The sequence below is a fragment of the Bartonella tribocorum genome, assembly GCF_002778015.1.
In the GTDB taxonomy this organism is placed as follows: domain Bacteria; phylum Pseudomonadota; class Alphaproteobacteria; order Rhizobiales; family Rhizobiaceae; genus Bartonella; species Bartonella tribocorum_B.
In genome coordinates, this window is the sequence record NZ_NJPP01000042.1 from 1 (window position 1) to 11,796 (window position 11,796).

At 42.7% G+C, this 11,796-nt stretch carries 19 protein-coding genes; 3 read left to right on the plus strand and 16 right to left on the minus strand.

The features are described 5' to 3' along the window. From CEV08_RS08345 to CEV08_RS08370, 6 genes are all read right to left on the minus strand, one after another. Window positions 1-199, minus strand: a 199-nt coding sequence (locus CEV08_RS08345; protein ID WP_143434468.1) for a hypothetical protein, incomplete at its 3' end; no start/stop codon positions are given. Between the two features lies 1 nt (window position 200). Next, on the minus strand, window positions 201-1,307 hold the full coding sequence (locus CEV08_RS08350; RefSeq protein WP_100131172.1) for a phage tail protein: 1,107 nt from the start codon (window positions 1,305-1,307) through the stop codon (window positions 201-203). Further along, the gene (locus CEV08_RS08355) at window positions 1,307-2,134 is read right to left on the minus strand and encodes a baseplate J/gp47 family protein (protein WP_100131173.1); all 828 of its coding nucleotides are present in this window, start codon (window positions 2,132-2,134) and stop codon (window positions 1,307-1,309) included. Before CEV08_RS08355 ends, CEV08_RS08350 begins: the two co-directional genes overlap by 1 nt. After that, window positions 2,131-2,472 (minus strand): GPW/gp25 family protein, encoded by a 342-nt coding sequence (locus CEV08_RS08360; protein WP_100131174.1) that lies wholly within the window; start codon window positions 2,470-2,472, stop codon window positions 2,131-2,133. The genes CEV08_RS08355 and CEV08_RS08360 overlap by 4 nt, the downstream gene beginning before the upstream one ends. Beyond that, complete coding sequence (locus CEV08_RS08365) at window positions 2,469-3,158, minus strand: phage baseplate assembly protein V (RefSeq protein WP_100131175.1); 690 nt, start codon at window positions 3,156-3,158, stop codon at window positions 2,469-2,471. Before CEV08_RS08365 ends, CEV08_RS08360 begins: the two co-directional genes overlap by 4 nt. Then, window positions 3,139-3,681, minus strand: coding sequence for a hypothetical protein (locus tag CEV08_RS08370; protein WP_100131176.1), 543 nt, complete (start codon window positions 3,679-3,681; stop codon window positions 3,139-3,141). Before CEV08_RS08370 ends, CEV08_RS08365 begins: the two co-directional genes overlap by 20 nt. Window positions 3,682-3,730: 49 nt before the next feature. Between CEV08_RS08370 and CEV08_RS08375 the strand changes: the two genes are divergently transcribed. From CEV08_RS08375 to CEV08_RS08385, 3 genes are read left to right on the plus strand one after another with little or no spacing between them, the layout of a single operon-like run. Further along, the gene (locus tag CEV08_RS08375) at window positions 3,731-4,003 is read left to right on the plus strand and encodes a toxin HicA (protein ID WP_012231065.1); all 273 of its coding nucleotides are present in this window, start codon (window positions 3,731-3,733) and stop codon (window positions 4,001-4,003) included. Then, entirely contained in the window at window positions 3,993-4,310 is a 318-nt protein-coding gene (locus tag CEV08_RS08380; RefSeq protein ID WP_100131177.1) for a type II toxin-antitoxin system HicB family antitoxin, read from the plus strand. The genes CEV08_RS08375 and CEV08_RS08380 overlap by 11 nt, the downstream gene beginning before the upstream one ends. 33 nt (window positions 4,311-4,343) lie before the next feature. After that, window positions 4,344-4,616, plus strand: a complete 273-nt coding sequence (locus CEV08_RS08385; protein ID WP_100131178.1) for a CopG family antitoxin — start codon at window positions 4,344-4,346, stop codon at window positions 4,614-4,616. A gap of 70 nt (window positions 4,617-4,686) precedes the next feature. Here the strand turns inward: CEV08_RS08385 and CEV08_RS08390 are convergent, their stop codons facing one another. The 10 genes from CEV08_RS08390 to CEV08_RS08435 all read right to left on the minus strand — a co-directional run. Beyond that, window positions 4,687-4,998: a BrnA antitoxin family protein gene (locus CEV08_RS08390; RefSeq protein ID WP_375694351.1), complete on the minus strand. Its 312-nt coding sequence runs from the start codon at window positions 4,996-4,998 to the stop codon at window positions 4,687-4,689. Continuing rightward, window positions 4,992-5,240: a BrnT family toxin gene (locus tag CEV08_RS08395; RefSeq protein WP_012231069.1), complete on the minus strand. Its 249-nt coding sequence runs from the start codon at window positions 5,238-5,240 to the stop codon at window positions 4,992-4,994. Before CEV08_RS08395 ends, CEV08_RS08390 begins: the two co-directional genes overlap by 7 nt. Before the next feature lie 94 nt (window positions 5,241-5,334). Then, window positions 5,335-5,691: a head-tail joining protein gene (locus CEV08_RS08400; RefSeq protein ID WP_100131179.1), complete on the minus strand. Its 357-nt coding sequence runs from the start codon at window positions 5,689-5,691 to the stop codon at window positions 5,335-5,337. A 1-nt stretch (window position 5,692) separates the two neighbouring features. Continuing rightward, window positions 5,693-6,769, minus strand: coding sequence for a major capsid protein (locus CEV08_RS08405; RefSeq protein ID WP_100131180.1), 1,077 nt, complete (start codon window positions 6,767-6,769; stop codon window positions 5,693-5,695). Between the two features lie 12 nt (window positions 6,770-6,781). Beyond that, on the minus strand, window positions 6,782-7,150 hold the full coding sequence (locus CEV08_RS08410; RefSeq protein WP_100131181.1) for a head decoration protein: 369 nt from the start codon (window positions 7,148-7,150) through the stop codon (window positions 6,782-6,784). Further along, the gene (locus CEV08_RS08415; RefSeq protein WP_245407078.1) at window positions 7,147-7,527 is read right to left on the minus strand and encodes a hypothetical protein; all 381 of its coding nucleotides are present in this window, start codon (window positions 7,525-7,527) and stop codon (window positions 7,147-7,149) included. Before CEV08_RS08415 ends, CEV08_RS08410 begins: the two co-directional genes overlap by 4 nt. Next, the gene (locus tag CEV08_RS08420; RefSeq protein ID WP_100131182.1) at window positions 7,410-8,477 is read right to left on the minus strand and encodes a S49 family peptidase; all 1,068 of its coding nucleotides are present in this window, start codon (window positions 8,475-8,477) and stop codon (window positions 7,410-7,412) included. Before CEV08_RS08420 ends, CEV08_RS08415 begins: the two co-directional genes overlap by 118 nt. Then, a complete protein-coding gene (locus CEV08_RS08425; protein WP_100131183.1) occupies window positions 8,467-10,002 on the minus strand; it encodes a phage portal protein in 1,536 nt (511 codons plus the stop codon). Before CEV08_RS08425 ends, CEV08_RS08420 begins: the two co-directional genes overlap by 11 nt. Next, window positions 10,002-10,250 (minus strand): phage head-tail joining protein, encoded by a 249-nt coding sequence (locus CEV08_RS08430; RefSeq protein WP_100131184.1) that lies wholly within the window; start codon window positions 10,248-10,250, stop codon window positions 10,002-10,004. The genes CEV08_RS08425 and CEV08_RS08430 overlap by 1 nt, the downstream gene beginning before the upstream one ends. 3 nt (window positions 10,251-10,253) lie before the next feature. Next, window positions 10,254-11,796: phage terminase large subunit family protein (locus tag CEV08_RS08435; RefSeq protein WP_100131186.1), on the minus strand; the 1,543-nt coding region annotated here is incomplete at its 5' end.

Sequence of the window (11,796 nt, forward strand, 5' to 3'; positions counted from 1 at the left end):
CTCGTTCTCGTTCAACGCGGTCTCCTTCTTGTGCCACAAGGCGCCCCAAACGGTTATGGCGCCCTCTTATGATGGTTTGCATTTCATTGAGTTCACCACCTTGAAGAAAAGAGCGCCTGCCATAAAACACCACGCTTTGTTGTTCATCTTTGCCAACCGATCTATCAATTGCAAAGGGTAAGCCGCTTTCATGTTTCATGTTAAAACCTCAATAAAATCTTGAATTGTTCGCGAACATCAGCACGCAAAGGAATGTTGATCGGTGTTTTGAGAATTTCTACACCACCCTCTAGCTCATGGGCTTCAAGCCACAATTTACCAATGGGAATATCTTGTTTTGGAATGCCGTGAACCAAAACCGAAACAGAGGCGGCTTGTTTGTTCTCAACATCCTCAAAATCTGTGCGGGCTGAAAGAAACAGCATGGTGCCAGTTGGGGAAGGATTAAATCTGTTACCACAATGGCTGTAGGCGCCATCGATCGCTTGTTCAATAGGCTGGACAATGTTGCATCTTCGATACCCAATCAGAGCATTGTTTGCGTTTCTTAAAGCCAAATAAAGGGGACGGTTTTGGAACCACTCTGCCATAAGGATATCGCGTTCATGTTTTTTAACCGAACACCACGGAAAATTTGCCAAATCCCAAGGATAATCGATTTGGTTCCAGCTTAATTCCTCGTCAAAGTCATCAATCCAGTTGCCAATAAGCTTGCCTTCTTCTTTTGTGAGCGTGTGATTAATTTCTGTTGTGCGTCCAAAGGAAAACAGAGTGTCACGAGCTGTTAAGCGCACGCCACTCTCAAAATCCAGCATGCTGTCATCAAGGCGTGACATATCGCATTCTGTGGCCCCCACATCATAACCATAGGTGCTACGTCGAAAATCAGAGCGAAAGCTTTTGGAAAGTCCCACAATCGCTTCAATAGCCTCAAGAGAGTTTTGTTCAGGCAATTGATCAAAATCAAGTTGAAAGGAATTCCACCATGCACGCTCAGACCATGCGGGTGTAAAACGCGCAGAAAGTTCTAACCATTGAAGTCCCAACTCTATTGCAGCAACAGAGCCACGCAGGCGCTGCCATGCAAGCCCTTGATCAATCAAATCATAGAGGTTTGGAACATAAGGTGTGAGTTCACCAAGTCCATATTCTTCAATCAACCATGGCAAAAAGCGGGGAGGGCGTGTGATCAGTTTTGCACGGGAAATCCCCAAAACAGCCCCATCAACATCTTGATGAAAATCACAAGCATCGGCAAGGCATTTCTCAAATTCTGTTGCATGTGAGGGGAGCAGCGAGCCAACCATTAGCGCGCCCGCCCTTTAAAGTTTAAGGTGATTTTGCCAATCGATAAGATTTCTTCATCACAAACCACACTGTCCTTTGTTGGCGTAATGGCAATTACTTTCTGGACACCAGCTATCATCAGCTTTGAAACCCACCACGAGAGGCTTAATTCACGACCAATAGCTTGTTCTTGTTTCCAAGCTGTGCGTAAATTTGCTTCCATTGTCGTGAGAATTTTCAAAGATGTTTCCGGCAACAGCCAAACATCGGCTTCTAAGTCCAGCACTTTTTTGACAGCAGCATGCACAATAATGGTATCATTGGTCATGATGATATTTTTTCTATGAAGCGCTTGTGAAACTGTTTGTAAGAGATCTTCAGAGGCTGTTCCTTCTTCATTGTTGCCAAAAATAGCAACATAGATGGTTGGATCTTTGCCTTTACGATAAATAATGGCATCTTTCACTCGACTATCGGCTGTTAAGGCGATAAGCTTGTAATAGGGTTCTGTTCCACTTCCGTTTCCCCCACGGGCATGAAGCTGTATGCGTTCACGATACCTCTCATCACTCTCACCCTCTATGCGGGCAATACCATGCCAGTTTCCCAAAGCATCAAGAGATTCACCAGTAGCAAAATCAAGAATATTATTGCGTGCTGCCTCGTTGATGCGCTGTCTTAAAAGCAGTTCTCGATAGCTAAAAGCCTCTATGACTTTTACGGCTGGATCACTTTCCAAAAATGTATATTCGGGTAAAAGTTCTTTTAAATGGGCAAGAACAGCAGCGCGGATTTCCTCAAAAGAAAGTTCTGTAATAATTTCCGGTTTTGCAAGTGCTCTACTCATTGTATCAATAATCCTTCCATGGTAATGGGCTTTCCTGATGGCAAATACATGCCCTCAAAGGACAGAGAAACTTGTCCGGTTCCAAGCATTTTAAAATCAATCTTTTTGAGCTTAAAACGCGGTTCCCACTTGTCTAAAGCCTCCGCAACGGCGGCATAAAGAGCAACGGCAAAAGCATTATTCACTGGTGCATCAATGAGTTCAGCAATGCGTGAACCATAATCACGCCGCATCACCCGCGTGCCAATGCGTGTTGATAAGATATCAATAATCGACTGCCGCAAATGCTCTATGCCAACCAATGGTTTACCTGTTGTACGGTCCATTCCACTGTTCAATTCGGACCTCCTGTCATGGAACCACCAAGGGAAACACCTCCGTGCACATGGGTTGCGCCTACATTGGTGCCGTTATGCTTTAATTCCCTTGAATTGATGGAAACCTCATTGTCTGAATGAAGAGAAACCCCATCTTGTGAACGGAGTGAAATGTTCCCCTCTGCTTTTACAGAAATGTTGCCCCTTGCCTTTAAACTCAGATCACGTTCTGAGGTGATTTTGATGCCCTCTGGTGCACTAAGCTCTAGCTTACCAGCATCCCCTTTGAGTGAAACGCCATCAGAGATGGTTAGGATAAACTTTCCACCCGATTTTATATTAAGGGTATAGGTGTTTTGTTCATCATCATATTCAAGGCTGGTGCCATCGGGATAAAGTGTTTTATGAATATTGCCCTTATCAGCTGCTTGGTTCGCATCGGTATGAATCGAGCCAACAATCACCCCTTGTGATAAATCGCCTGATGATGAGACAACAATGACTTGCTCTCCAACATCGCGCCCCTCATAAGAGCATGTTTTACCGGCGCGGGCTTGGGTATCTGGAATCCAGTCACTGATAAGATTTCCAGTTTTTACGCGATAGCGTGCGTTTTTATGGTCAACATGGCTAATTTCCCCTACCACAACCATATTGGCTACGCGCCTCTTTAAATCCGTGATTTCTTTATCGCGTCGCTCTAACATGGTCATCTTCAATTTTATGGTATTTGTCTTTGTTTCCCGTACCTGTTTCTGGTTTAAACCCGACAAGGGGTTCAACAATTCCTGCGATTGCATTTCCTTCGTCAAAATTGGGGGTATTTGTAACATAAGTCACGTCAAAGGTTAAAATTGCACCGTGGAGCGCTAGGGCACCATTATCACCAAAGGCAAAAGCAATATTTTGCAGGCGGCATGTCTCAACGGTGTTGTTAAGATTGGGGTTGGCATAAAAAATCTCTTCAACTTCCCATGCTAATTGGTCAACAAAGCGTGCACCCTCTTCACATGTTGCATAGCATTCAACATCCACCGTTAAAACACGTCGCCTTAAGCCAAAATCATGTCCATCTTCAATGGTTTCACTTTGCGTTGAGATATTAATAGCTGGCATTGTTTCAATAAATAAATTGAAGTCACGCATATTGAAAACATTGTCACCAGCCACTGTTTTTGCTGCCTTTATCAAAGCAACAAATGTTTCCCTTATCGTCTCGCGGGGGTGCATGGGAGCTCCTGTTCAATTAAGTGTATAAAGTGATTGACTAGGATTAATAATGATACTATTATTGGTTATGAGTAATAAAGTTGAAAAAATAATCAGCTTGATGAAAGCATCACCAAAGAACATTAAGTTTTCAGATTTGTTGGCTGTATGTGTCTATTTCTTTGGAGAACCACGGAACAATGGTACAAGCCACTTTGTTTTTAAAACACCGTGGCTTGGTGATCCTCGTGTGAATATTCAAAAAGATTCTGGTAATAAAGCAAAAGCTTATCAGGTTAAACAAGTCTTACAAGCGATAGAAAGGATGAAACATGAACAATAATCATTATACATATCGTGTTTTGTGGTCGCAAGAAGATGAGGAATATGTCGGATTATGTGCAGAATTCCCATCCCTTTCATGGTTAGACGCTCAAGCAGAGAACGCTTTAAAAGGCATTATGGATCTCGTTTCAGAGGTTGTTGAGGATATGCAACACAGCGGAGAAGAAGTTCCCGTGCCTTTGTCACATGGTAAATATAGTGGTAAGTTTCAATTAAGAATTCCACCAGAACTTCATAGAAAACTCGCAATTCAAGCCGCCGAAAATGGTGTAAGTTTAAATAGATATATTTCTTCTAAACTTTAAAGCTTTATACGTGCCAAAAGAAGATTAATTTTTATGAAAACCCCTCAATTAAAACAAATACCCGTTTTCAAAACGGATGAAGAAGCAGAAATCTTTATTGATACTGCTAATCTTGCGGATTACGATTTAACTGGTTTTAAACCTGTTTATTTTGAATTCTTACCTAAAGAAGCTTCTATAAATATTCGCTTGCCTCAAGCACTTATGAAAGCTTTAAAGGAAAAAGCGAAAAATCAAGCTATTCCTTATACACGCTATGTCAGACATTTGATCGAAAAAGATTTACGAACAAGTCACTGTAATTAACTTTGCGCCTATTATTAATAATAGAGCAAACAGAGAGACATTAAAATGTGTTATAGTATAAACAAAAGCCTTATAACCCAACTGCTTTACGTAAAATGTCATCGACTTTTGATTGCCACCCACGACCCAAGGCTTTAAGTTTTTTTAAAACATCTGGTGACAAACGAATTGATACTTGCTCTTTAGGGTTATCAATTTGTGGTCGCCCTCGAGAACGTTTAATGCTTTCAGCTAAATCAGGAAATACTTCTGCAAATGATTTTGCTTGAGCAATTTGTTCATCTGTCGCTTCTGGAGCGTCTGGATCATATGCAATTTCTTTTTGAATTTCAGCCTCTTCTTCATCGGTGAGAGGTTTAATATATGGATATTTCGTCATAATATTAAACTCCTTTCTTTTTTGCTCGCACGTCTCATAGAAATGATAGAAACCGCTTCATCGCCAAGTGTAGCAAAAACGACTGCAATAACATTATTGGTAAAAACATTAATAGCCATAAAACGTCCTTGCTTTGCTGGAAGGATGATCGCTGTTTCAAAAAATTCTATTTGAAGATCAGCAAAATCAAGCCCATGTTTTTCAATGTTTTTGTGTCGTTTAATTTCATCATAAGTAATAATCATAAATTAATGTATTACATTTATTCAAAGAGGTCAATAATAAAAGTGATACAAAATATCTTTAGTGTTTATTTCCTTTAAATTTCTCTTGGTAACATCAGCGTTCCTGTGCACGTAAAATAAGCTTATACATGCCAGATTCCGAAGCCTGTACATCCGTCACAATAAAATGCTCTTGAGAAAAGCTATCTTTCGTACTTTCAAGCGTCATAACTACAACGCTATCTTGAGGTTTTGGTGGTATTCCCCCGATATCATTGATACAAATATCAAGTTCCTTTTTTGCGATTGTGGTGGGGATTCTGCCACCAGCCTCCGATTCCGAATGCTTAATGGTGTAAATCGCTGTAATTTGAAACGATTGTTGATTATCCTTTCGCGTGTAGATGACGGGTTGCCCAAAGGTGTTGCGCACGTCTTGAATCATTTGGTTTAGCAACCCGTTCCATCGCATGTTATTTTCCTCCACTGACCGCTTTAAAGAGCATTTCAGGGCGTGTGCAGATGTAAAGCGGATAGCTATAGACCTCTGGTTTTACCCATGCATTACGGTCGTGATCAACGATCAGCATGGTGTAGAGAGGTTTTCCAACCGTGTTGGCAAAATCCAAACTTTCTCCAGGAGAAAAGGTTTTTTGAAATACTCCCGGTGCATTGGCAGGCAAGAATTGACATTCATCAGGCTTAATGCCTATGGCGCGTTTTGTCCCAGCTTTTGCACTCACATTATAGTTGTGAATACTCCGGTAGTTAATGAAAGTAGCACCCGCAAAGTCAAAACTGCCAAAGCTTCCAGAACCAATTGCGCTTGGTGTTGCAACACCTCCAGCACTATTGAGTGTTTGTGCAAGCGCTGTGTTGAGATAGGTTTCACGAATTGTTTTATGGTTTTTCAATTTGGAGAAAAATTCATTTCCACAAAGCCCAATAATGCGTGAACGATCAGAAAACGCTCCCTTTGAAGCTTCAATCATTTTCATAATGACTTGATCAACATGGTCCGCAACATTGGTTGTCTCAACATTGAGTTTAAAATCAATTGGCTTTGGTGGTGCGATTTCCCATTCCTTGTACCAATCGACAATGACAGAGCCGTCGGCATCAAGCACAACACCTTGAACAGCGCCAAGCTGCATGTTTTCCCATGTCAATTCGATTTCAGAAATCAGTTTCTTTTGTTTTCTAGCAATATATTTCATTGCTGTCTCGAGTTGATCTTCTGTCCCAAATTCACGTCGGTTTTGGATTTCCTCTGATTTCACCGTGTCACTTTTGGCAATCCGTGTTGTTTTGAAAAACCGAAGATTACGTCCATCTCTATCACCTTCTGCCAAGGGGGCGCCACGTTCACTGGTTTGAATCAAGGACAATGTATTGTCACGTCTTTCAATACCAACCACTGTGGTGCTTGTTTCCACTTCCTCAAAAAGATTAAGAGAACTAATAAGCCCCGGTTGAAACTCATAGTTTTCAATCGCTTTCATCATGGTGGTGGCTGAGAAAGCATCATGTTTAAAAAAATTCATATCCATGTGCGCATTCTCCTATCGCAATAAAATATTGTTATGGTCTTCAAGAGACTGAATGGCAGCACTTTTTTGTTCATCTGTAATGGCATCTGGCCATAGTAGTTCAGAAGCCTTTACAGTGCATAAGCGTGCTGTCATCATGGCACGTTGATCTGCCTCTGTTGCATCAACAGTGGCAAAAGAAATCCCCGCAGGGATTTGACTGCCATCTGATGCTGCTGGATTAAGGGGGGTATATTTTTTTGACGCGGTAATTTTCCCCATGATAGTTCCTGCTTCGATGAATGCTCCTGATGCAAAAACCACTTCTTCATTTGACATATCTGGATCGTAGGGTCCAAGATAAGCGCCATTGCGTGCGTCTTCATAAAAAACTTGACTCATTTTATTGCCCTCCAAGCTGTTTCCCATTTTGCATAAATTTTTTCCTTGCTCGTCCCATCCCTATGGGGAGCTGTGGTTGATAGTTTTAAAGATGAACTTTTCGAGACAGCGGCGGTTAACACAACATTTTTTGCTTTCTCAACACTCATGCCGCTTTTAATGGCTTTTGCTGCATCAAAAGAAACGCCTAAGCGCTTTGCTTGCCTTTCAAGGTTTGTCAGTGCCTCGCCACGTTTTCTTTCCTTTTCAAGAGCAGCTTTTACGCTTTCTTGTTTATCTTCGTCCTCATCTTCGTCTTCGTTTTCCTCTTCGTCGTCGAAGTCTTGAGTGTCTTCGTCAATGTCATTATCATTTTCGTCCTCTTCGTCCTCATTGATGACGTCGACAATTTTTTCATCATCGTCTTCTTCGGCGCGGTATAGGGTGCGTGCCATGTGTTTTGTCCTTCTTTTGTTGCTGTTGGGGTTTGTGATATGGAATCCGTTAAGGCTTCCAAAGCTTGCGCAAGAGTGCCCTGCGCATCTGCTAATCCAAGCTCTAAAGCTTGGGTGCCTATAAAAGTTTCTGCTTTTGTGTCACGAATTGCGTCCGCACTCAGAGGTCTGTTTTTTGCAACCCAATCGACAAACATTTCGTAGAGCAGGGCGCAATCGGCTTGCATTTTTATTTGTGCTGTATCGCTCAAGGGTTCGTGAGGATTGCCATGCGTTTTGTGATCACCTTCAAAAACAAAGGTCCATTTAAGCCCCTGTTTCTCATCTGCACGAGATTGGTCAAGATGGGCGCAAACAACCCCAATGGAGCCTACAACACCGGTGCGTGCAACCCATATTTGAGAAGCCGCACAAGCAATGGCATAAGCCGCCGAGCAAGCAAATTCATTGGCATGCGCCCAAATGGGTTTATTGTATTGTTTTGAAAGGGTTTGAAACTCTTCAACCAAATCAAAGATGCCACCGGCTTCTCCACCACCACTGTCAATATCAAGTAAGACAGCCTTCACATCAGGCTGTGCCATGGCTTCACGAAAAGAAGCTTTTAACCCTTCATAAGAAGTCAAGCCCGATAAAGCTCCAAGCCATGCACCGCGGCGTACAAGCGTGCCATGAACCGGTATTATAGCAACATTGTTTTGCACCACGTAAGTTTCTGGTGGTCTTAAAGCTTCTGTATTCCCTTGCGAATAAGCTTCAATGGGAAACTTTTCACCTGCAAAAAGCCGTGGAGCAAGAGCATTAAGGATAATGTCAAGCTTTGTGGAGGCAAGCATGTGTGGAACCCCAAAAAGCCGTGATGCCAAAAACGGCATATCAAGATTATTCACCATTTTTATGTGCCTTACTGTCTTGGTTACTTTCATAAGTCTCTGAATCTTCATTATCAATTGCTTGATTTTCACCAGAAGGTGCTGCCATATCCGTGTCAAAAGATAAGCCGCGTGCACGAGCGTCTGTGTGTTCTTCCTCAAGTTCGGCATGAATGCTGTCGATATCAAAGCCGCGCTCGGCCAGTGCCATGCGTCGTGTTTTCAAGCCTGCACGTATTTCTTCTTTTTCTGCCGAAATATCTTTGTTTGGATCAATCATTTCAAGCGGGGGTGCAAAGCTTTCACATTGAAGCCATGGTAAAGGATTTTCTTCCCATCCGGGTAAGTGAACGCGTCCAGAAAGTACTGCCATTTCAACAAAACGTTCCCAAACAATTCGGTTAAACTGAAAGGCAATGATATGTTCACGCCATTGTTTGACATGCCGTCTAAACTGAATGATAGAGGTTCGCACATTGGAGAAGTTCCCCCGCGTAACGTCTCCAGTAACAACGGCATAAGGCATATTGAGAGCCGAGCAAATTTTTAAAATATTGCGAAATTGGAAAGCCTCATAAGAACCTCCAACCTCAACAGGATTAGAGAATGTAACATCTTTATTCTCTCCTAAATAAAGAGATGCACCGGGTGCAATGGCAGGTGCTTCGTATTCTTCTTCAACGTCGTTTTTATCACGATTATCGGATAATTTTGCGACGTTTGGGGAATTGTCCTTGACAAACGCTGCGAAAAGAGCCGCCGTCCTTTTTCGATCAAGTTCTGCATCATCATAGGATTCGAGTTGAAAGATTTTTGTCATAGAGCGCGTTATTTTGGGAGAACCGCGCAATTGTCCGGCAATCCGGCGTTCTTTTATATGAAGGACCATTTCAGCAGGCACACGTATGCGGTCTTGGCTCTTAAAGGCTCTGTTTGCAGGGCAATCATCATAGGGATGATGTTCCCAGAAATGATAAGCAACGCGCTTACCACTTGCATTAAACTCAATTCCCATACGAATGTAATTGCCTTCAATCTCAGCAGCTCCATTGTAAGTAAGATCCAGCATTTCAGTAGGATAAACTTGCAACTGAAGAGGCACACCAGAGCGCCCATAAAGGTCAACATAATGCAATCTTACAAAGCATTCTCCGGTTAAAAAGACCTCTCGGGCAATGGTTGCTTGCAGACCATAAAAGTTGGCATCTTCATCGTAGTCTGCTTCATCAGCCCATTGCCACCATAAGTCTAAAAGCTTTTTCTTTTCTTCTTGAAAACCTTCAATGCGAGGATAAGGTTTAATCCCATCACTGACAGCCGCAGAGACCCATTCCTCCGTTGCAGATCCATAAAGAGATTCATTGTCATAAAGCCATCTTGAACGAGCAACAATGGTATCACCGCATTCTTCAATTGCTTTATTGATATGTTTTTTTGCGGGATCAAAACCACCCATGCGACGGCTTTTGCTTGCCGCTTCAAAATGGGGATTTTGTTGACGAGAAATTGTAAAAAAGCCCGTGAGTTTATTGAGAAAGCCAGCCATTAATAGCCTCGTGAGATATTAAAATAGAACACGCGTGAACCTTTACGCCCTTCAAGGTCCGCTATTTGCGTATTGATCATTTCAAGAGCTCTGCGCAGTTCCTCAACAGAGCGGTTGCTGACTTGCTTATCGCCGTGACGCACTGATTGCGCACCCGAATAAAGAGCCTCTTCAATTTGCTCTCGCCGCCTTTTTAAACTTTCCAGTCTCGAAAATTTGCTGTTAAATTGTCCTAAAGTTTCATCCACAAATTACCTCCAATCCCCTTGCATATAAGGATTCATTACCGTTCTGGATTGTTTCCTTTGAGGTTGTGCTATCTGAGATCTTCTTGGAAAAGTGAATGAAGAAATCCTAGGTGTTTTTTCTTCCAAAGAGCTTTCAGCAATTTTAAGTTTTTCCAAACGCTCTTCTAAGATATCGACTTCTCGATTAAGGTTTATTCCTGCCGAAATCAGACCTTGCAAAGCCGCATAAGCATAGACTCTACAGTCCAAGGCTTCATTTCTTGCCTTTTCACTTTTTTGCCATTCAATACGCTTGAAGCCTTTAAAATATTTAATGACTTTTCTTTCAGCGGTTAGCTGGTCAAAATATTCCTGGTCAAGGCTTTTGTGAAAGTGTGTTGCACCAGCCCCCGTTGCTTCAGGACCCGATTTCTTAAACCTTGCTGTAATGATATCTTTCGCGGCATCAACCCCAACAATATAAAGATTAATCTGTCCTTTATTGTTTTTGCTTGGTCGGCGTGGCCATACCGCACGCCATCCTGCCTGTCCTTTAATCCCCCAGATGCGCCGCCCCTCACGCGGACGCACATAGTTATAAACTGCCTGTGTGTGTCCACCACCGGTATCAATGCAAGCCGCTGTTATTCTGATACCCTCTTTATAGCCTGGATGCGGCCAGCGTTTTGCAAGATATTCATCCAATTGGTCCCACACTTCAAAAGAAGAGGGGTCCCCAAGGATAACTTGGTAATCAATATGCCAACTTTCTTCACTACGCCCCCATCCCACCACTTCAAGCTCTAAACGGTCATTTTGCACATCAATGCCCGCTGTCAACACGACGGCTTGTTCTGGTGCAAGGGGATAATCTTCGCGTTTTGCATAGAGGCTGTCTGGATCAACAACTTCGCCTGTTCTGTCCTCCCATGGCTCTCCAAGAACTGTATTGACAAAAGGCTGTAGAAGAGCTGGATCATCTTTGGCATTTAAAAACTCTCTTGCACATTCCCCCCATGTAAGCCAAGGTGAATAGAGTGCCGAAATATGATAAGAACGCAAATTCGGTCTGCTTGTCTCACTGGTTGGGACCCAGCATGCGCCTCTTTCTTCACACATGAGATCTGTTTTTCGGTGTTCGGCATGTTCATGACCACAATGCGCACAAACAAAAACAGCTTTTTCGGGAGCTCCTTTTGGCCATTTGATTTGTGACCAAACAATCGGCTGGAGTGTACCACATTCATCACAAGGCACGTTGTAATATCGCTGGTCTCCTAGCACAAAATCCTTGGCAATACGGCTTGTGTCACGGTGGGTGGGAGTGGACAATTTAAAGATCTTTCGTTGTACAAAGGTTGATGTGCGCTTTTCCGCAATCATCACTGGATCACCTTCGTTATCGACACTGAGAGGATAACCATCCACTTCATCCAAAATCAGATAACGAATAGGCATAGAACGTAGACCAGCTGCACTGTTCGCTCCTGTAAGCATCAGTGCTCCACCATCAAACTCTTTCGAAAACATGGTATTCCCGCTGTCACGTGCTCGCGCTGGGGCTATG